Consider the following 20,472-nt stretch of genomic DNA (forward strand, 5'->3'; position numbering starts at 1 on the left):
TCACACCGCACACCTGTCAGGAATCGGCGGGGCGCCCGGTTCAAGGGGCGAACCCGCAAGCCCCGCTCAGGACAGGAGTACGGACATGCAGCACCGCATCGTCGTCCTCGGAGCCGGATACACCGGAGCCGCCGCCGCCGGACGCCTCGCCAGGCGGCTGCGCCGCGAAGACGCCGCCATCACCCTTGTGAACGCCGAGCCCGACTTCGTCGAGCGCGTCCGGATGCACCAGCTCGCGACCGGCCAGGACCTCAGGCCCAGGCCCTTGCACGAGATGTTCGCGGGCAGCGGCGTCGAGCTGAGGCTCGCGGAGGTCACCGGCGTCGACGTCGACCGCGGCACCGTGGGCGTCGTCGACGCGAACGGCACCGAGGAGCGGGTGGCGTACGACACCCTCGTCTACGCCCTCGGCAGCGGCTGGAACGACCAGGGCGTCCCCGGCACCGCCGAGCACGCCCACGAGATCGCCAGTCGCCCCGGCGCGCTGCGGCTGCGCGAGCGCCTGGCCGGCCTGGACGCGGGACGGCCCGTGGTCGTGGTCGGCGGCGGCCTCACCGGCCTGGAGGCCGTGACCGAGATCGCCGAGGCCCGCCCGGACCTCGACGTCACCCTCGCGGCCCGCGCCGGACTCGGCGACTGGCTCTCCCCCAAGGGCCGCCGCCATCTCCGGCAGGTCCTCGGCAGGCTCGGCGTCACCGTGCACGAGCACACCGCCGTCACCGCGGTCGAGGCCGACCGTGTCACCACCGCCGACGGCAGGACGATCCCCGCCGCGGTCACCGTGTGGACCACCGGCTTCGCCGTCCACCCGATCGCGAGGGCCACCACCCTGGAGGTCACCGACACCGGCCAGATCGTGGTCGACGGGACGATGCGCTCGCTCTCCCACCCGGACGTGTACGCCGTCGGCGACGCGGCCATGGTGAGGGGCCCCGGCGACAAGCCGCTGCGGATGTCGTGCGCCTCGGGCACCCCCACCGCGTGGCAGGCCGCCGACGCCATCGCGGCGCGCCTGACCGGCGGCAAACTCCCGAACGTGCCGCTGCGCTACTTCAACCAGTGCATCTCGCTGGGCCGCAGGGAAGGCCTGATCCAGTACGTCACCGCCGACGACCGCGCTGTCGACGCGGCCCTGACCGGCCGACTCGCCGCCGTCTACAAGGAACTGATCTGCAAGGGCGCGGCCTGGGGCGTCGCCAACCCGACCCTCGGGCTGCCGACCCGACGCCGCCGCGTGCTGCGCGAGCCGGCGCGGGCGGGGGCGACGGCCTGAGCCGAGGCGCGTTGACAAGATCCCTCACCCCCTCTGGGTGTCGCCGCGAACGTGCTGGAACCGACGGAGGGCACGCTGAGGGTGTTCGACGCGGCCCCGGGCTCGGCGGAGGCCGGTCGTCGTACGGCATGAACTCATGGGCACGGCCGTTTACTCGGCGCCGCCCTCCGCGGCATCTCCCGGCTCGCCCTTCGTCGCCGCCTCCCAGATCCCCGCCGCCACGTTCTGTGCGAACTCGGTCGGCGACGGCTCGTTCGGCAGCTGTGCGGGCGCCGTGGTGCCCTTCTTGGCGCCCGGCCGGTCGGCGAACAGCGCGACCGTCAGGGCGAGTCGGTCGTCGTACCCGGTGGTCCACACGGTCCGCCGGGTGGTCCCGCCACCCGCCCCGCCGGTGGCGAACACCTTCGCCCCCGCCGAGCCGCCGCCGACGGGCACCGGCCCGGCCCCCGTCCCCGCGCCCGCGCCCGCGCCCGCGCCCGCCAGGAACGCCTCCTTCTCGTCCAGCACGCGCCGCACGTCGGGACGCGCCTGGTGGACGGTGCGGCCCTCTCGTGCGATGCGGGCGACGGTGTACGGGGCGGCGTACCTGCCGTGTGCCGCCACCGTCGCGTACGCCGACACCAGGTTCAGCGGGGTCGGCGCCGCCGTCCTCAGCAGTCCGCGCAGCGGCTCGTCCGCCCTCACTTTGGTGAACGGCTCCAGGGCGGTTCCCCCCTCCACCGCCCCGCTCACCGCGTCGTTGAACGGCTGCCGCGCGTAGTCCGACCCGCCGTACAGCACCCGCACCGCTCCGTCGCCGGGCACCATCCCCACCACAGCGGTGTGCACCCGGACGCCCGCACCCCCGGGATGGCCCTGGACCAGTTGCGTTGCCCTGTCCTGCAGCGCCAGGTCGAAGGTGGTCGTCACGGTGTAGCCGCCGCTCGCGAGCTGGTCCTCGGTGATGCCGAGCCGGTCGGCGGCCTCCTTCGCGGCGACGTCGATCAGGTACTGCCGCTGCCCCTCGGTCTCGCCCGGCGGATAGAACCGGAACGCCGGGAAACGCGCCGCCGCCCGCTGCCGCGCCGTGATGCTCCCGCTCGCCGCCATCGCGTCGAGCACCCACTCCCAGCGGTTCTCCAGGGTCGCGGTCACCTTCGGATCGGAGCCCGCCTTCTCGTAGTACGAGGGGATGTTGATGACGGACGCCAGCGCGGCGCCCTGCGCGACCGTCAGGCTCTTCACGTCGACGCCGAAGTAGTTGCGCGCGGCGGACTGGATCCCGGCGGCGCCCCGGCCGAAGTACACGGTGTTGAGATAGCCCTCAAGGATCTCGTCCTTGCCGCGGGTGCGGTCGAGCTTGATCGCGACGAGTGCCTCGCGCGCCTTGCGGGACAGCGACCGTTCCGGGGTCAGCAGCGCGTTCTTCACGTACTGCTGGGTGATGGTGGAGCCGCCCTGCGGGTCGCCGCCGGTCAGCGTCGCCAGCGTGGCCCGCGCGATGGCCCGGGGCGAGATCCCGCTGTCCGTGCGGAAGGAGCGGTTCTCCGCGGCGATCACCGCGTCCTGCACATGCCGGGGAACGGCGGACAACGGGACGTCCTGCCGGTCGACCGGTCCGCGCCGGCCCAGATAGGCGCCGCCCGAGTCGAGGAACACGGTGCTCTGGGTGACGGTCTCGGGGTGCGGCTTCGGAATGGCCGTCAAGTGGTAGGCCATGACGGCCGTCGCGCACAGCATCGCGATCAGGGTGAGGAAGGCGTAGAGCAGTCGGCGAAGTCGCCGGGCCCGGGTGCGTCGGAACCGGATCCGCAGCGGCGCGCGGTCGCGGTGCCGGGGCGCCGCCGCCGGGATCCGCTTCCTGAGCCGGCGTGTGGCGCGCGCGAGGAGCCGCCCGTACGTCCTGTGCCAGTTCATATCCGCCACCACTCCCGGGCCGACTGTGCGGCGACCTTGCCCGACGCGTCGTACACGGTGACGATCCGCTCGTCCCCGCCCCCGAAGAGGAGCGTCCGCACGTCCTCCTTGGGCAGCGGCGCGCTCGCGTACCAGAGGCCCCAGCCCGGGCTGCCCGCCAGGACGAGGACCCTCGCGGTGACCCTGCCGTCGCCGGTTCCGACCTCGACGCGGCACGGATCGCCGCGCAGGCCGCGGAAGAGGCCGGACAGGAAGAACCCGCCCTCCACGGTGTCCGCCCGCACGGAGACGCCCGGTTCGTCGAGCGGGAGGTGGCTGTCGTCCCTCGGGACGGCCACGGGCACCGACCAGTGCCCTCCGTCGGCCGTGAGCCACACCCGCACTCCCGGCCCGGCGGTCACCCGCTCGCCCGGAGCGACGACCCGGATCGGGCTCGTCGTCGAACAGGCGCCGCCCTCCGCCCCGGCCCCCGACGTCCCGTCCCGCTCCCCGCCGCCCCCGAGTTGGTCGGCGGCGAGCAGGGCGACAGGCGTGAGCAGCGCCGCGCAGACGGCCGAGGCCACGGCGACACGGCGCCGCCGCCGTACGCCGCCCCGGGCCTGGAGGTCGGCCAGTGGCACCTCGGACGGGGTGAGGTCCTCGACGGTACGGGCGTACGCCTCGCGCAGTCGCCCGGTGTCGGCGCCGGACGCCCGCAGTGCGTGCCGGGCGTGGGCACGTACCGCGCCCACCGAACAGCCCAGCAACTGGGCGATCTCCGCGTCCGCCAACCCCTCCCAGACCCGCAGCACCAGCACGGTCCGCCGCCGCGCGGCCCGCCGTCCACGCGGCCGGCGCAAGTGGACCCGCACCAGACAGCGCCGCACGTGGAAATCCACGTCGTTGCGCGGAACGCGGCGCCACCGCGCGCACATCCGCACCAGCGTTCTCCGCACCAGTTCCTCCGCCGCCCCGGGGTCGTCGGTGAGCAGCCGCGCGGTCACGACCAGCCGGGACCAGTGCGTCCGGGCGTAGGTGGCGAAGTCGTGGCCGGCGGGGGGCGGTTCGTGGGTGGGGGGCACGTGGGGCGGTCCTTCGGTTCGGGAACTCGGTCGTGGCCGGACAAGTGGGCGTCCGGCCCGGTCGGTGGGCTCATTCCGCGCGCAGACAGGCTGAACGGCCGACGAGCCAACACCGTTGAGGAAAGAGGGAGCCCAAAACCCGTGTGCGCCGTCTTCCCGGTGGGGTCGCGCGTCGCTGGATGCGATCTGCGCGACCCACGGGACCTGTACGCACGGCGGAGGTGGCCGGGTTGCAAGGAAAGGGCACGGATTCCGGTGGAGGCATGACCGAGGACGAGTTCGACGCCTTCTACGCGACCGCGTTCCCCCGGCTGACCGGACAGCTCTACGCCTTCACCGGAGACCACGGCGAGGCCCAGGACGTCGTCCAGGAAGCGTTCGTACGGGCCTGGGACCGGCGACAGCGGTTCCTCGCGGACAGCGCGCCCGAGGCGTGGATCCGCACGGTGGCCATGCGGCTGGCGGTGAGCCGCTGGCGGCGGGCGAAGCGCTGGCTGGAACTGGTGCGGCGCACTCCGCCGCCGGAATCCACCCCGGGGCCGGGCCCCGAGCACACCGCGCTCGTGGCCGCCCTGCGCGAACTGCCCGAGGCTCAGCGGATGGCGATCGTCCTGCACCATTTGTGCGACCTGAGCGTCGAGCAGGTAGCCTCCGAGACCGGTGCGCCCGTGGGCACGGTCAAGGCGAGGCTGTCGCGGGGGCGGGCGGCGCTGGCGCGGCGTCTTGCGGAGGACGAGGCCGACTGGCCGGTCCGGGAGGGGAGCGGCCATGCCCGATGAACTCTCCGCCGCGCTCCATGAGTTGGCCGCCACCCGGGCGACCCCACCGGTCGTCCCCGGCCCCGGGATCCGTGCCCGGGCGATGCGCCGCAGACGCCGCCGCCGTACCGCGTACACCCTCGGCGCGGGGACCGCGGCGCTGGCGCTGCTGGGCCTCGCGCTGACGCTGCTCCCGGCCGGGAACCCGGACCAGCCGCCCGGCCACCGGTCCCCGGCCTTGGCGTCTCCCGATGACGCCACACCGTCCGTGACCAGCCCGGTGCCCGTCTCCGGCACGCTCGACCTGCCCGGACGCACCCTCACGCTCGACGGCCGCGCGTTGCCGATCGTCTCGGCATCCGACGCCTCACTCGGGTCCACGAGCTCGCTGACGGTGGTCGCGAAACAGAACCCGACGGACCTGACCATCGACGTGCCCTCCAAGGCCTCCGCCGTGGTGAGCTTCCCGTATGTGGTCGAGCTGCGCGACGAGGAGGGCGGACCGCACTACGTCGGCCTCTTCGCCCCTCGGCTCAAGGGCCTGAGCGACTTCAGGGTCAGAGGCGACTGGATCGGCCTCGGCGCCAAGGACGCCCAGTGGTTCTACACCCGGATCGACCTCGGCGACACCCTCTCGGTGACGGCCGACGCCGGGTGAGCAGCGACCGGGTGCGCCGCGCACCGGGCCGTCGCAATCTGGACGTATGACCCATCGATGCGCGACGAAAGGTGCCCTATGAATATCGCGGTCATCGGCGGTACCGGCCTGATCGGGTCGCAGGTCGTGAAGAAGCTGGAAGCGGCCGGGCACGAGGCCGTGCCGCACTCGCTGTCCACAGGTGTCGACGTGATCACGGGCCAGGGCGTGGCGGAGGCCGTGGCCGGCGCCGAGGTGGTTGTCAACCTGACGAATTCCCCGACCTTCGACGACGCGTCCTTGGCGTTCTTCCAGACCTCGATGGACAACATCCTGGCCGCCGCCCGGGAGGGCGGGGTGGGCCACGTCGTCATCCTCTCGATCGTCGGCGTGGAACACGTGGCCCAGCTCGACTACTACCGGGCCAAGGTCCTCCAGGAAGACATCCTCAAGGCCGGGCCGATCCCCTACTCGATCGTCCGCGCCACCCAGTTCATGGAGTTCGTCGACGCGATCCTGTCCTGGACCACGGAGGGCGACACCGTCCGCCTGCCCACCACCCCGCTCCAGCCGATCGCCGCCCAGGACATCTCCGACATCGTCGCCGAAGTCGCTGCCGGACCCCCTCTGAACGGGACCCTCAACATCGCCGGGCCCGACGTCTTCCCCCTCGACGAACTCGGCCGGATCACCCTGGACGCCCGTCCCGACGGCCGCACCGTCGTCACCGACGACACCGCCGGCATGTTCGCCGTCGTCGAGGGCGACGTCCTCACCGCCAAGGGCGACGCCCGCATCGCCCCCACCCGCTACACCGACTGGCTCTCCTGAACCGGCCGGCCCACCACTGGAGGCCTCACCATGGCGAACGACGAGCCGGCAGCGGACCGCACCGAGAGCCAACCGCGCTCGGAAACATGGAAGACGGCGTTCACCGTGCTGCAGTCGGTGAAACCGCCGTCCGTCCCGGAGGGCGCGGAGGCGATGACGGTCCTCGTCCAGTACCCTCCCGGCGACCCCGGCGCCCCACCGCACCGGCACGCGGGACCCGCTTTCGGCTACATGCTGGAGGGGGAGATGCTCTTCGAGCTGGAGGGCGAGCCCGAGCGGGTGATCAAAGCCGGGGAGACCTTCTGGGAACCGGGCGGCGACGTCATCCACTACCAGGACGGGAACAACCGGACGGACTCCTGGAGCCGCTTCGTCGTCACCATGATGTGCGCGCCGGGTCAGCCCATGCTCACCCTGGTCGACGACGAAGAACTGGCCCGACGTCAACACCTGCGAGCTCCCCGTCCGGGCACCTGACCGGAGCCGTCAGGTCTCTTCCATCGCCACGAGTCGCCGACCGGTGCGCCCGGACTTAGCGTTGAGGTATCCCCCGAACTCGCATCGACTTCCTCCACCGAAAGGAGCCGACTCGTGGTCAACCACGTCCTCGAGCCGGAGGCGCAGGAAATCGCGGACGCGACCGCGAATCCTCCCTTCCTCTACGAACTCGGTCCGGAGGGCGCCCGCAAGGTGCTCGATGACATCCAGGCAGCCCCCATCGACAAGGCCGAGGTCGGCGAGGACAAGTGGATCACTGTCCCGGCCCAGGTCGGAGACGTGCGGGTCCGGCTCATCAAGCCGGTGGACGCCACCGGGCCACTGCCGGTGATCCTCTACATCCACGGCGGCGGGTGGATCCTGGGCAACTCCGGCACGCACGACAGGCTCGTTCGGGAGCTGGCCGACGGCACCCGGGCGGCCCTCGCCTTCGTCGAGTACGACCGCTCACCGGAGGCGCAGTACCCCACCGCCATCGAGCAGGCGTACGCGACCGCTCAGTGGGTCACCAAGAACGGGAGCAGCGAGGGCCTCGACGCCGGCCGGATGGCCGTCGCGGGCGACTCGGTCGGCGGCAACATGGCCGCGGCGGTGGCGATCATGGCCAAACAGCGCGGGGACGTGCACTTCGTGCACCAATCGCTCTACTACCCGGTCACCGACGCCGGTCAGGACACCGAGAGCTATCGGGAGTTCGCCGACGGCCCGTTCCTCCTGGCCCGTTCCATGGCCTGGTTCTGGGACGCGTACATCCCGAACGCCCCCGAGAAGCGCGACGAGATCACGGCGTCGCCGCTCCGCGCCACCCTTGAGGACCTCGCGGGTCTCCCCCCGGCCTTCGTGATCGTCGACGAGAACGACGTCCTCCGCGACGAGGGCGAGGCCTACGCCGCCAAGCTCACTCAGGCAGGCGTCCCGACCACGAGCGTTCGCTACAACGGCATCATCCACGACTTCATGATGCTCAACCCCGTCCGCTCCTCCGCGGCATCAACGGCAGCCGTCGAGCAGGCCGTTCACGTCCTGCGGAAGGCACTCGGCACCGTCTGACCGGCGTCGGTTTCCGTCCTCGCCGGAAGCTGAAACCGCGTTGAGGCCGTTCTGAACCGCCGCGGCCGCAAGCTCTGCGGCATGACGACGACAGAGCACGAACTCGCGATCGCGGCCACCGGGTTGCGCAAGTCCTACGGGGACAAGACCGTCCTCGACGGCATCGACATCCAGGTGCCCGCCGGCACGGTCTTCTCCCTCCTCGGCCCGAACGGCGCCGGCAAGACCACGGCGGTCAACATCCTGTCCACGCTGATCTCCGCCGACGGCGGGCAGGCCCGGATCGCCGGGCACGACCTCGTCGCCGAGGCCCAGTCGGTACGCGCCGCCATCGGCGTCACCGGCCAGTTCTCCGCCGTCGACGGTCTGATCACCGGCGAGGAGAACATGCTCCTCATGGCGGACCTGCACCATCTCTCCAAGCGCGAGGGACGGCGGGTCACCGCCGAGCTGCTGGAGCGCTTCGATCTCGTCGAGGCCGCGAAGAAGCCCGCGTCCACCTACTCCGGCGGCATGAAGCGCCGCCTCGACATCGCCATGACCCTGGTGGGCGACCCGCGGATCATCTTCCTCGACGAGCCGACCACCGGCCTCGACCCGCGCTCCCGGCACAACATGTGGCAGATCATCCGCGAGCTGGTCACGGGCGGCGTCACCGTCTTCCTCACCACCCAGTACCTGGAGGAGGCCGACCAGCTCGCCGACCGCATCGCGGTGCTCAACGGCGGCAGGCTCGTCGCGCAGGGCAGCGCCGAGGAGCTCAAGCGGCTCGTCCCCGGCGGCCATGTGCGGCTGCGCTTCTCCGACCCGGCGGCGTACGAACAGGCGACCACCGCACTGCGCGAGACGACCCGCCACGACGAGACGCTCACCCTGCAGATCCCCAGCGGCGGAAGTCAGCGCGAGCTGCGCGCCATCCTCGACTGGCTCGACGCCGCCGGCATCGAGGCCGACGAGCTGTCCGTGCACACCCCCGACCTCGACGACGTGTTCTTCGCCCTGACCGGCAGCCCCGTACCCGCCCAGTCCACGCAGACCACCGCCAAGGAGACCGTCCGATGAGCGCCGCCACCCACGCCGTCCGCGACAACCTCACCATGCTGCGGCGCAACCTCCTGCACGCCCGCCGCTATCCCTCCCTCACCCTCAACCTCCTCCTCACCCCGGTCATCCTGCTGCTGCTGTTCGTGTACGTCTTCGGCAACGTGATGAGCGCCGGCCTCAACGGCGGCACCGCGGACCGCTCCGAGTACATCGCCTACCTGGTCCCCGGCATCCTGATGATGACCATCGGCGGGATCGCGATCGGCACCGCGGTGTCCGTGGCCATGGACATGACCGAGGGCATCATCGCCCGGTTCCGCACCATGGCCATCTCCCGCACCTCCGTGCTGATCGGCCATGTGGCCGGCAGTGTGATCCAGTCACTGATGGCCCTGGCCGTGGTGCTGGGCGTCGGTGTGGCCATCGGCTTCCGGCCCAACGCGACACCGCTGGAGTGGCTCGCGGCGGCGGGGCTGCTGGCACTGGTCAGCGTGTCGCTGATCTGGCTCGCGGTCGGCATGGGCCTGGCGTCCCCCAACGCCGAGGGCGCCAGCAACCTCGCCCAGCCCCTGATGATCCTGCCGCTGCTGGGCAGCGCGTTCGTGCCGGTGGACGCCATGCCGGGCTGGTTGCGCTGGTTCGCCGAGTACCAGCCCTTCTCGCCCGCGATCGAGACCCTGCGCGGCCTCCTCATGGGCACCGGGATCGGCACCACCAACGCCGTCCTCACCGTGGCCTGGTGCCTGGGTCTGAGCCTGCTGGGCCACTGGTGGTCCAGGTCCCTGTTCAACCGCGAGCCGCGGAATTGAGTTCGCGCAGCGCCGCTGCCCGCAGCTCGTCCCGTCCCAGGGCGGCGTACTCCGACTCCGCGTCGGCGTACGCCGCCCTGTCGGCCTTCTCGGCCGCCTGCCGGGACCGGGCCAGGGAGAGGGTGGGGAACTCCCGTACCACCGGCATCCGTTCCGCCAGCGCCACCAGCCGCACGGCCGACGCCTCGCCCCGGGCGAGCCCGGCGAAACCGAGGGCGAGCAGGACCGTGCCGTACACCGGCAGTTCCACCGGAGCCCGGTCACCGGAGGAGCCCGACGGGCCGGACAGCATCTGAAGCAGCCGCTCCCGCAGTTCCCCGGCCAGCCCCGCCACCGGCTCCAGCCGGCCGTGCTGGGCGTGCGCCGCCACCGCGGCCGACTGCATCTGAAGCAACCACGGCTCCATGAACGGATCGTCGGCGTAGAGCAGGCTGGCCTCCCGCATCCCCTCCACGGCCTGCCGCCACAGCCCGAGCCCGACCTCGGTCAGCCCCCGGGCCAGCGCGATCTCCGCCCGGGCCGGATGATCGGGCGTGTAGATCTGGGCGGCCTCCGGCTGCTGGTCCAGGGTCGTGAGCCCCAGCCAGTACTCCGCCTCGTCGATCTCCCCCCGGTGCAGACAGGCCAGTACCAGCCCCCAGCCGACGCCGACCAGGTCGAACCAGTCGCCGAACTCGCTGAGCTCGTCCCGCGCGGCCCGCAGATGGTCGTACGCCTCCGCGCCCCGCCCGGACTGCAGGCACAACTCGCTGACCCGTCCGTGACCGAGCAGCCGCATGGCCGGATTGCCGAGCGGCTCCAGCGCGTCGACCATCCGCCGGGCGCACTCCAGCGCACGCTCCGGCTGGTGCTCGGACTCCCATACGTAGCTGGCGACGCCGGCCGCGACGCCCGCCAGCATGGGCTCGTCGGCGTCGCAGAGCTCCTGCAGTCGCGCGTACTGCGGAGGGCGTATGTCCGGGACGGCACACAGCACGACGGCCATCGCCCGCGACAGGGTGTCCGGCCGGGCGGGCGGCAGCCGGCGCAGCGTGACGAGCTGACGTATGGCGTGCGGGCCGAAGCCCATGAACAGGCTGGCCGCGCACACGGCCGCCGCGCTGCGGGCCGGCTCCACGTCCTCGGGGTTCTCGGGTCCGGGGCGGAAATGGGACAGCGGCCCGGCGGTCTCGGCGGCGAGGGCGGCGAGCCGGGCGAAGTTGGAGTCGGTGGCCCACAGCGAGGACAGCACCGCGGTGACGGCGGCGATGGCCGGCGCGTCGCCACGGTTCAGCGCGTGCCGCAGCGCCAGGACGAGGTTGTCCTGCTCGGCCCGCATCCGGCGCCAGGCGGACAACGGGTCGCCGCTGAACAGCACATCGTGGTGGGCGCGGCCGAAATCGCGGGCCCAGGCGAGGAAACGGTCGGTCACCGCCTCCTCCTCGCCCGCCTCCGCCCGCTGATCGGCGCTGAACTCCCGCAGCGTCTCCAGCATGCGGAAGCGCACCCCGGACGGACTGTCGTCCACCTTGATCAGGGACTGGTCGGCCAGCTGCTCCAGCAGGGTCAGCGCGTCCCCGGTCTCGCCGAGCACGTACTGTGCCGACTCCTCGGTGAAGCCGCCCGGGAACACCGACAACGCCCGCATGGCCGCCCTGCCGTCGGGCTCCAGCAGATTCCAGCTCCACTCGACGACCGCCCGCAGCGTGCGATGCCGCTCGGGAGCGTCGCGGGCGCCGCCCCGCAGCAGCGTGAAGCGGTTCTTGAGCCGACGCGAGATGTCGGCCACGGACAGCACCCGCACCCGGGCCGCGGCGAGTTCCACGGCCAGCGGCAGCCCGTCCAGGTGCCGGCAGATCTCGGCCACCCGGTCGGCGGGCAGTTCCACACCGGGCCTCGCCGCCCGCGCCCGCTGCTCGAAGAGCTCGACGGAGGTCGCCAGGGAAAGCTCCGGCAGCGCGTACACGGACTCCGAGGTCAGCCCCAGCGGGGCCCGGCTGGTGGCCAGGATCCGCAGCCCCTTCGACCGCGACACCAGCGCCTGTACGAGATCGGCCGCGCCCCGGATCACCTGCTCGCAGTTGTCCAGCACGAGCAGCACGGGCCCCGAACCCAGCGCTGCGACGATGCCGGACACCGCATCCGCGCCGCCGGCGAACTGCCGCCCTTCCCCCGCGCCGACGGCCGAGGCCACCTCACCGGCCACGTCGTCGTCGGCGATGACACCGGCCAGGGTGACGAAATGGACCACCGGTTGCTCGGCCGCACGGCTCACCGCATGAGCGAGGCGGGTCTTGCCCAGCCCGCCGGGCCCCACGACGGTGACGACGCGGACGTCGCGCAGCAGCCCCACCACGGCGGCGACGTCGGCGTCCCGGCCCAGCAACGGGTTCGGCTCGTGCGGCACACCGTGCCGGACCGGCGCCACGTCGGCGCTCAGCAACTGCTGGTACACGGACCGCAGTTCAGGACCGGGGTCGGTGCCCAGCTCGTCCCGCAGTCGACGGCGATAGGCGTCGTACCGGGTCAGCGCCGCGGCCCGCCCCGCCGCCGCGGCCTCGCAGCGCAGCAGCTGAGCCAGCACCTCCTCGTCGCGCGGCAGTTCGCGGGCCAGCTCGGCCAGCGGCGCCGCGGCCTCCTCCCGTCGTCCCAGCCGGGCGAGCGCGAGTGCCCGCGACCGGACCAGCGAACGGAACGCCCGGACACGATCGACGCGCAGTGCGACCACCGGATCATGCAGGTCCTCGCCCGCGCCGGCGCCCACGCTCCCGTCCCACAGAGCCAGGCCCGCCTCGGCCTGCTCCAAGGCGCCCTTGTGATCCCCCGCCCTGGCACGCTCGGCGCTCGCGGCCTCATACATCAGCACCGCGGAACTGTCGACCTGCACGTCGTCGAGCGCGATGCGATAGCCCGTCGGTGTGCTCACGATCAGATCGGCGCCCAGCTGGGACCTGAGCCGCGACACCAGGATCTGCACCGCCTTGGCCGGCCGCTCCGGCAACTCCTCCCGCCACAGCCCCTCCACCAGCCGACCGGTGCTGCAGCCGGTGCGCAGATCCTCGGCAAGCAACGCCAACAGCCCGCGCAAGCGGGGCGCGGTGATCTCCCGCCCACGACAGGCGACTCGGGACAGCAGGGCCAACTCGGTGGTCACCCCCGAAGATTAGCCAGCAGAACGCCGACTGCGGCTGGGATCGAGTCCTTGAGTCCGCTCTGCCCGGTTCAGCGGACGTTCGGGGAGCCGCGGAACGCCCCGGCCAACACGGGGACCAGCCACCGCTCGATCTGCTCAGAGGGTTTGCCGGCCAGTTCGGTGCCTATGGGTGCCAACGCGAGCCAGTTCAGCAGGCCGGCCGCGCAGCGTATGCGGAAGTCCAACTCCTGCTCGTCGACTCCGGGAAGGCTCGCCGAGAGCGCCCGGACGATGTCCTGCCGGGACTGCTGGAACTTCGGGGTCAGTCGGCCCCAGCCGTCAGGGGGGTCGATCCCGACTCGTGCCACCGTCCGCATGACCGCCAGATCCGGTCCGCCGGCGGCCAGTGCGCGCATCATCGGCCGGGCGAACGCCGCGGCCAGGTCCTCGACGCCGGACGTGGCGTCGAGCGAGGCGACCGCGTCGATCTGTGCGTCCAGATACCGCTCCAGCGCCTGCTCGATCGCTGAATCGCACAGCGCCTTCAGCGACCCGAAGTGGTAGCTCACCGCGGAGACGTTGGCTCCGGCGTGACCTGTGATCTCACGGAGGGTCACACCCTCCTGGCCGCGTTGCGCGAGCAACTCCTGCGCGGCGGCCAGCAGGCCGTCCCGCGTCCGCCGGCCGGCCTCGCGGCGCTGATCTGCCCGTTCTGTCGCCATGAACAGAACTCAAACAGCTGCTTGATTTCGCTGTCAAGCCGACGAGGCGCGACGCCCTCGGGTAGTTAAATCAATCATTCGCTTGACAGGTTCGAGCCGCTCTCCATACAGTCAAGCGATCGTTTGATTTGAACGTGCCGCACCGGAACCCCAACGTGGAGGAACACGAACATGAAGTCGCTCGGATGGAAGACGATCACTGCCACGGCCGCGGCAGCGAGCCTGGCCGGCCTCGCCATCGCGGCTGGGCCGACGCAGGCCGCGAGCCCCGCCGCCGGCACCGCTCACGTCCAGCCGGCCGGCAGCTCGGAGGCCCGCCCGGCCCTGACGCCTCGCCAGCTGGCGGCACTGCCCCTCACGGACCGCCACCTGACCAGGCACGAGATAGCCAACCTCGCGGTCGTCCTGAAGGCGTACTACGTGGCGGAGGGCAAGACCCTGGACGCCGACGCCTTCGCCAAGAGCTTCACCAAGGACGGCGTCTTCAACGACAAGGTCGCCGGCGCCAGCTACACGGGCAAGGGGCTCGTTGACGTTCCGAACTACATGGCCGGCCTCTTCCCGGACGTCCACCGCGATCTTCAGCGCATCACCGTGAACGGCGATGTGGTCAGCATCGAGCTGGCGATCCAGGGCACGTTCGAGGGGCCGCTGGAGACGCCCGCGGGCACCCTCAAGCCGAACGGCTCGAAGATCGACGTCCCGACCGCCGACTTCTGGTACCTGCGCAACGGCAAGGTCGAGAAGTTCGACTGTTTCGTCGGTTACACGAAGATGTACTCCGACATGGGCGTGAACCTCGACTGGGCCTCGGCGGTCAACGGGAGCTGAACCGGCACCGCCTTTGACCGCGCTTGTCCGGTCTCACGGGCACGCTGTGGGCCCGGCTGCCGCCGGCAGCCGGGCCCTGGGTGCGCACGCCCCCTGCACCGATCGAACCGCATCGCGAGACCTCCCCGAGCTGCGGTACCCGCGCAATCCGGCCGCCTGGAGAGTTCCGGATTCCGGCAGTGACGGCGGACCGTGCGTGCGGGCAGACTTCGCGCCGAGGAAGCACGGAAAGGGAGTGGGACGTGGCGGTTTTCCTGTGGTGCTGGATCGGCCTGTTCACTGCGGTACTACTGCCTCTCGGCATCGCCATGCTCCGCGGCTGGGCACCGAAGAGGGCCCGCGCACGGTGGTCCCGGGCGCGGATCCGGGTGCAGGGGGTCGCCGCACTCGTGCTGTACGTGGGGGGCCTGGTGCCGGCGGTGGCCGACTTGGCGGGCATGCCCAGCGAAGCCGCCGACATCCTGCAGTCCGCGACCACACCCCACCTGGTGTTCCTGAGCCTGGGGCTGCAGGGCGGCGCGGCTCTCTCCGACTGGTTCGGACGGCGGACCGAGCCGTGGACGGACCCGTCCGGGGCGCAGCCTCGGCAAGTCGGGTGAGCGCGAAGTACAGGCACATGTGGACGTCTCAAAGAACCACAGCTGCCGTGTCTGTTTCTACCCGGCGGTCCGGGAGGTAGCTTGGTGGACAAGGCCCCTGAAGGAGGGCGATTCGATGCCGTGGTTCGTATGGCTGCTCGCCGCCGCGGCATTGGGTGCTGCGGAGTTCTTCACCCTGACGCTGGTCTTCGGGTTGCTGGCGGGCGCCGCGTTGGTTGCCGCCGTAGTCGCCGGTCTGGGTGTCGGCCTTCTCGGCCAGCTCCTGGCCCTGGGGGCAGCAGCGGCAGCGGGCCTCTTCATCGTCCGTCCCATCGCGCTGCGGAACATGGCACAGCGACCCCTCACACGGGAGGGCAGTGATGCGCTGATCGGCAAGCGGGCCGAGGTCGTGCAGGAGGTCACCGCTACCCGCGGCCTGATCAAACTGTCCGGCGAGGAGTGGTCCGCCCGCGCCTTCGACGAGAGCCTGGTGATCCCGGTGGGAGCGCTGGTGGACGTCATGGAGATCGAAGGCGCCACGGCCATCGTCTACCCCCGCGAACTCCTCCCATGAACGGCTGAACACACAGCTGAACGGCTGAACGGCTGAACACACAGCAACGGAGGCACTGTGGATCCGGTTGTCATCCTCACTCTTGTGGCGGCCATTGTCGTCGTCTTCCTCGTGGCCTCCACTGTGCGGATCGTCCCGCAGGCGCGCCGCTACAACATCGAGCGGTTCGGCCGATACCACCGGACGCTGCAACCCGGCCTGAACCTGGTCGTGCCGGTGGCGGACCGCATCAACACCAAACTCGACGTGCGCGAGCAGGTCTACTCGTCCGACCCCAGGCCGGTGATCACCGAGGACAACCTCGTGGTGAACATCGACACCGTGCTCTACTACCAGATCACCGACCCGCGGGCGGCGGCCTACGAGGTCGCCGACTACCTACAGGCGATCGATCAGCTCACCGTGACCACGCTGCGGAACGTCATCGGCAGCATGGACCTGGAGGAGACGCTCACCTCGCGTGAGGAGATCAACTCCCGGCTGCGCGCCGTCCTCGACGACGCCACCGGCAAGTGGGGCATCCGGGTCAACCGTGTCGAGATCAAGGCCATCGATCCACCGCACACCATCAAGGAAGCGATGGAGAAGCAGATGCGGGCCGAGCGTGACAAGCGCGCGGCCATCCTGCACGCCGAAGGGGAGCGCCAGGCCAAGATCCTCACCGCGGAAGGCACGAAGCAGAAGGACATCCTGGAGGCGCAGGGCACGCAGCAGGCCATGATCCTGCGGGCGGACGGCGAGGCGAAGGCGGTGGAACTCGTCTTCCAGGCCGTCCATCGCAACAATGCCGACCCGAAGATCCTGGCCTACAAGTACCTCGAGACGCTGCCGCACCTGGCGAGCAGCGACAACAACACGTTCTGGGTGATCCCGGGGGAGCTGACCGAGGCAGTTCGGACCGTCACCCGTGCGTTCGGTGATCAGTCGACGCCGGGTCCGCACAAAACCGCGCCACCCGAGGAAGCGGCCACCGCCGGCGCCGACGACACGTCGGACGAAGGCCGGACTCCGGAGCTCGATGCGGGCTGGTCGGCCTCGCTCGACGCGGCCGCGGCCGCCGACGAGGCCGAGAAGCAGGCCGCCGCCGCGGTGAGCGACGCCAAGGCCGAGGCCGAGGCCGCGGCTGCGAAGTCGCCCCAGATGCCGCGCCGGGAGCACACGTCCGGCGGTTGAGCAACGGTGCGGTGGCGCCGCGCATCTCGGGTGTGTGGATCCTTCGTAGAGACTGGCCGAGTCGGGTGGGTGCCGTACCGCGGTTCGTAGGCATGATCTCAGGCGCAGCGCGTTTCCCGGGGCGGCGCGGACGAGAAGCGGGCACCGGATGAGTGGGGCCGAGAGCGCGGCGGGCGCTCCGACGCAGTGGACGGTCGGCCGGACGGTGGACGGCCGCTATCACGTGCGGGAGGTCGCCGGGAAGGGCACGATGGGCCAGGTGCTGCGGGTCTGGCACAAGCAGTGGGAGATCGACCTGGCGGTGAAATGCCCGAACGCCGACTGGTTCGAAACCGACGCTCAGAAAGCCCTGTTCGTCGCGGAGGCCGAGGCATGGGTTTCGCTGGGGCTGCACCCGAACATCTGCGGCTGCCACTATGTGCGCTCGTTCGACGATGTCCCGCGCGTGTTCGCGGAGTACGTGAGCGGCGGCAGCCTGCACGACTGGATCGCCGATCGGCGCCTGTACGCGGATGACCGGGATGTGGCCGTCGCACGCGTCCTCGACGTGGCCGTCCAGATCGCCTGGGGGCTCGGCCATGCCCACAGCAGGAACCTGGTCCACCAGGACGTGAAGCCCGAGAACGTCCTGCTCGGCGACCACGACGACAGCATGGTCACCGCCAAGGTCACCGATTTCGGCCTGGCCCGTGCCCGTCGAGTCGCCGACCCGAGTACCGCGACCGGGGACGCGTCGCCCGAGACGAGCAACACGGTGTCGTTCGGCGGGATGACGAAGGCGTACGCCTCCCCCGAGCAGATGGCGCGTCGTCACCTCGACCGGCGCACCGACATCTTCAGCTTCGCGGCATCGGTGCTGGAGATGTTTGCCGGCGGGGTGCGCTGGGGGCTCGGCCCCGAAGCGGGCTCGTTCCTCGCGAGGTACCGGGCCGGCGCCTTCGCGGACGCCACCCTCCCCCCGATTCCGCCCCGCCTGGCGGATCTCCTGGAACGCTGCTTAACGATCGACGCTTCGGCCCGGCCCGGGTCGATGACCGATGTCGCCGCCGAGATCGCCGGCATCTACCGGTCGGTGACCGGCCGGACCTATCCACGTCTGGAGCCGCAGGAAGCGGATCTGCGGGGCGACGAACTCAACAACCGGGCTCTGTCGTTCCTCGACCTCGCTCGGCCGGACGACGCCGAGGCCGCGTTCGCGTCAGCGCTGTCCGCCGATCCGCAGCACGCGGAGGCCACGTACAACGTCGGGCTGATGCGCTGGCGCCGTGGCGAGATCACCGACGAGGACGTCATCACCGACCTTCAGGCCGTCCGCCGCGACACCGAGGACTCCTGGTCGGCCCGGCATGTGCTGGGCCTCGCCCACCTGGAACGCGGTGACCTCAGGGCCGCCCGTCCGCTCCTCGAACGCGCGGACCCCGAGGTGTCCGGCCGACCCGATGTCCGTGCGGCGCTGGAATCCCTTGATTCCGGTGTCGTCGATGCCCAGTGCCTTGCTATGCGGGAGATCCGCTGGGTGTGGACTCGCCCCGGGTGGGCCGACCCGATGCTCAAAGTCGATGTCTCCGCCGACGGGCGGCGCGCGGTGACCGGTGGCGTCGACGACGAGGTCCGGGTGTGGGATGTGCTCACCGGGCGGTGCCTGCACACCCTGGGAGGCCATTCCAAAGGAATCCACTCCGTCCGGATCACCCCCGACGGTCGGTACGCGGCGTCCACCGGCGGCGACAACACGGCGCGGTTGTGGGACCTGTCCGACGGCACGTGCCTGCGCGCCATCCGGACGGCGGGCAGCTTGGCGTGGGCCGCGCTGAGTGCCCGCACGGGGGTCGCGGTCGGCCTGGAGTACACGAGGCACGACGGGAGGCCGGGTGCCGCTCTCGTCGTCTGGGACCTGCGCAGCAGACAGGTGCGGTGGCGGCTCGACCAGGAGGTCGAGCAGTTCGTCAGGGCCGAACTCAGTCCTGACGGCCGCTGGGTGCTCGTCGCCGGATACAAGGACTGCGTCGCTCGCGTGTGGGATCTGCGGACCGGGCGGTCCCGACATGTCTTCGGCAGCGATGGTGTCAACCAGTCGGCGCTCGGCTTCGACCTCGACGCGGGAGTCGCGGCCATCGGGAACTGGGACTCGACCATCGACATCTGGCATCTGCCGACCGGCCGCCAGACCCGGACGCTGACCGGGCACACCCGCATCGTCAAGTCGCTGGCCCTGGCCTCGGACGGCAAACGGCTCCTTTCCGGAGCGGTGGACGGCACCGTGCGGTTGTGGGACGTGGACACCGGCCAGTGCCTGCGAACGTTCCGTGGCCACGACGGCGACGTATGCCACGTGCAATGGGGACTGAACGACCAGTACGCCCTGTCCGCCGGGCAGGACAACGCGATCCGGCTGTGGCGGACGCCCAGCGCCCACACCGCGCCGCCCCAGCTGAGCCGGCCCCGTGAGCACCGGGAGCTGAGCGAGCGGGACGAGAAGGTCGAGGCACTGGTCGACGAGGCGGCGCGGCTGGCGGCGGCCGGGGACCGCACCACCGCGCTCGTGCGGCTCCGTGAGGCCCGGAAGGTCCCCGGCCATGAGCGGGCGCCGAAGGTGATGGCGGCCTGGCGCTCACTGAGCCGGTCCGCCGCCCGCATCGGCCTGCGTGCCGTGTGGACCGTACGGAGCCTGGCAGGACACGAATCCGCGATCATGTCGGTCGACGTGACCGCCGACGGACGGATCGCGGTCTCGGGCGGGATCGACGGGACGCTGCGTCTGTGGGACGTGGAGAGCGGCCGTTGCCTGCGGACCATCGCCAACCCGAAGCGGACCGGCGCCCATCGCGCGGTCGACGTGGTGCAACTGAGCGCGGACGGAACGCGCGTCATGGCGTCCGGCCGAGACGGTTCGGCGCACGCCTGGTCCGTCGACACGGGACAACTGCTGTACTCCGTGGACGGGGAGCGCCTGATCGCGGTCGACACCAGTGATCCCCTGATGCGCATGATCGGACCGATGAGCCGGGGGGCGAGATCGGCCCGGTTCAGTGCCGATGGACGGCGCGCACTGATCGGCGGTGCCGACCGATCGTTTCGGCTCTGGGACCTGGAACGCGGAACCTGCCTGCGGACGCTGACCGGGCACCGGGGCCCCGTGCAATCCGCGTGGATCGGCAGCGACGGACGACTGGCCGCCACCGCGGGAGCGGACGCGGCCGTACGGCTGTGGGACCTCTTCACCGGTCATTGCACGCGCGTCCTCCTCGGACACACCCATTGGACGATGGCGACGGCACTGAGCGGCGACGGTCGTCTCGCCGTGTCCGCCGGCGGCTACGAGGACCGGACCATCCGGGTCTGGGACGTCGCCACCGGCGACTGCGTCGCCGTACTCGACGAACACCTCGGCAACGCGAAGGGGATCCGCTTCACCCCGGACGGACGCTACGTGGTCTCCGGCGCCGAGGACACGACACTGCGGATCTGGGACATCGCATCGGGCCGATGCGTACGCGCGGTCGAGGCGCACCCCGGTGGCGTCGAGTCCGTCGCGCTGACGGGCGACGGACACTTCGTCGTGTCCGGGGGAAGCGACGGCGTCGTCCGGCTGTGGGCACTCGACTGGGAGCTGGACGTGGGGTGA

17 protein-coding genes are annotated in these 20,472 nt (G+C 71.3%); 13 read left to right on the forward strand and 4 right to left on the reverse strand.

What is annotated here, in order from left to right; translation table 11 throughout:
• Positions 1-85: 85 nt before the first annotated feature.
• Entirely contained in the window at positions 86-1,273 is a 1,188-nt protein-coding gene (locus I2W78_RS17830) for an NAD(P)/FAD-dependent oxidoreductase (RefSeq protein ID WP_196461157.1), read from the forward strand.
• A gap of 150 nt (positions 1,274-1,423) precedes the next feature.
• Here I2W78_RS17830 and I2W78_RS17835 read toward each other — a convergent pair whose 3' ends face one another.
• Both I2W78_RS17835 and I2W78_RS17840 read right to left on the reverse strand, forming a co-directional pair.
• Positions 1,424-3,169: a transglycosylase domain-containing protein gene (locus I2W78_RS17835; protein WP_196461159.1), complete on the reverse strand. Its 1,746-nt coding sequence runs from the start codon at positions 3,167-3,169 to the stop codon at positions 1,424-1,426.
• The gene (locus I2W78_RS17840) at positions 3,166-4,230 is read right to left on the reverse strand and encodes a sigma factor-like helix-turn-helix DNA-binding protein (RefSeq protein WP_196461161.1); all 1,065 of its coding nucleotides are present in this window, start codon (positions 4,228-4,230) and stop codon (positions 3,166-3,168) included. The genes I2W78_RS17835 and I2W78_RS17840 overlap by 4 nt, the downstream gene beginning before the upstream one ends.
• A gap of 263 nt (positions 4,231-4,493) precedes the next feature.
• Here I2W78_RS17840 and I2W78_RS17845 point away from each other — a divergent pair, with 263 nt between their 5' ends.
• The 7 genes from I2W78_RS17845 (at position 4,494) to I2W78_RS17875 (ending at position 9,857) form a co-directional block, all read left to right on the forward strand.
• On the forward strand, positions 4,494-5,009 hold the full coding sequence (locus I2W78_RS17845) for a SigE family RNA polymerase sigma factor (protein ID WP_196461163.1): 516 nt from the start codon (positions 4,494-4,496) through the stop codon (positions 5,007-5,009).
• The gene (locus I2W78_RS17850; RefSeq protein WP_196461165.1) at positions 4,999-5,646 is read left to right on the forward strand and encodes a hypothetical protein; all 648 of its coding nucleotides are present in this window, start codon (positions 4,999-5,001) and stop codon (positions 5,644-5,646) included. Before I2W78_RS17845 ends, I2W78_RS17850 begins: the two co-directional genes overlap by 11 nt.
• Before the next feature lie 78 nt (positions 5,647-5,724).
• Positions 5,725-6,456, forward strand: coding sequence for an SDR family oxidoreductase (locus tag I2W78_RS17855; RefSeq protein WP_196461167.1), 732 nt, complete (start codon positions 5,725-5,727; stop codon positions 6,454-6,456).
• 30 nt (positions 6,457-6,486) lie between these two features.
• A complete protein-coding gene (locus I2W78_RS17860) occupies positions 6,487-6,933 on the forward strand; it encodes a cupin domain-containing protein (protein WP_196461169.1) in 447 nt (148 codons plus the stop codon).
• Positions 6,934-7,047: 114 nt separating this feature from the next.
• A complete protein-coding gene (locus tag I2W78_RS17865; protein ID WP_196461171.1) occupies positions 7,048-8,004 on the forward strand; it encodes an alpha/beta hydrolase in 957 nt (318 codons plus the stop codon).
• An 81-nt stretch (positions 8,005-8,085) separates the two neighbouring features.
• Positions 8,086-9,066 carry an ATP-binding cassette domain-containing protein gene (locus I2W78_RS17870; protein ID WP_196461173.1) on the forward strand — a complete coding sequence of 327 codons (981 nt, stop codon included), beginning with the start codon at positions 8,086-8,088 and terminating at the stop codon, positions 9,064-9,066.
• Complete coding sequence (locus tag I2W78_RS17875; protein WP_196461175.1) at positions 9,063-9,857, forward strand: ABC transporter permease; 795 nt, start codon at positions 9,063-9,065, stop codon at positions 9,855-9,857. The genes I2W78_RS17870 and I2W78_RS17875 overlap by 4 nt, the downstream gene beginning before the upstream one ends.
• On the opposite strand, the gene I2W78_RS17880 is transcribed toward I2W78_RS17875, so the two are convergent.
• Positions 9,835-12,990, reverse strand: coding sequence for an ATP-binding protein (locus I2W78_RS17880; protein ID WP_196461177.1), 3,156 nt, complete (start codon positions 12,988-12,990; stop codon positions 9,835-9,837). The two genes, I2W78_RS17875 and I2W78_RS17880, sit on opposite strands and share 23 nt — an antisense overlap.
• A gap of 68 nt (positions 12,991-13,058) precedes the next feature.
• A complete protein-coding gene (locus I2W78_RS17885) occupies positions 13,059-13,691 on the reverse strand; it encodes a TetR/AcrR family transcriptional regulator (protein ID WP_196461179.1) in 633 nt (210 codons plus the stop codon).
• 171 nt (positions 13,692-13,862) lie between these two features.
• On the opposite strand from I2W78_RS17885, the gene I2W78_RS17890 reads away from it, so the two are divergent.
• The 5 genes from I2W78_RS17890 (at position 13,863) to I2W78_RS17910 (ending at position 20,472) form a co-directional block, all read left to right on the forward strand.
• Positions 13,863-14,522, forward strand: coding sequence for a nuclear transport factor 2 family protein (locus tag I2W78_RS17890; RefSeq protein WP_196461181.1), 660 nt, complete (start codon positions 13,863-13,865; stop codon positions 14,520-14,522).
• A gap of 242 nt (positions 14,523-14,764) precedes the next feature.
• The gene (locus I2W78_RS17895; RefSeq protein WP_196461183.1) at positions 14,765-15,121 is read left to right on the forward strand and encodes a hypothetical protein; all 357 of its coding nucleotides are present in this window, start codon (positions 14,765-14,767) and stop codon (positions 15,119-15,121) included.
• Between the two features lie 115 nt (positions 15,122-15,236).
• Positions 15,237-15,674, forward strand: coding sequence for an NfeD family protein (locus I2W78_RS17900; protein ID WP_196461185.1), 438 nt, complete (start codon positions 15,237-15,239; stop codon positions 15,672-15,674).
• Between the two features lie 57 nt (positions 15,675-15,731).
• Complete coding sequence (locus I2W78_RS17905; RefSeq protein WP_196461206.1) at positions 15,732-16,847, forward strand: SPFH domain-containing protein; 1,116 nt, start codon at positions 15,732-15,734, stop codon at positions 16,845-16,847.
• A gap of 148 nt (positions 16,848-16,995) precedes the next feature.
• Positions 16,996-20,472, forward strand: coding sequence for a WD40 repeat domain-containing serine/threonine protein kinase (locus tag I2W78_RS17910; RefSeq protein ID WP_196461208.1), 3,477 nt, complete (start codon positions 16,996-16,998; stop codon positions 20,470-20,472).

It is taken from the genome of Streptomyces spinoverrucosus, from assembly GCF_015712165.1.
GTDB classification, from domain to species: Bacteria; Actinomycetota; Actinomycetes; order Streptomycetales; family Streptomycetaceae; genus Streptomyces; species Streptomyces spinoverrucosus_A.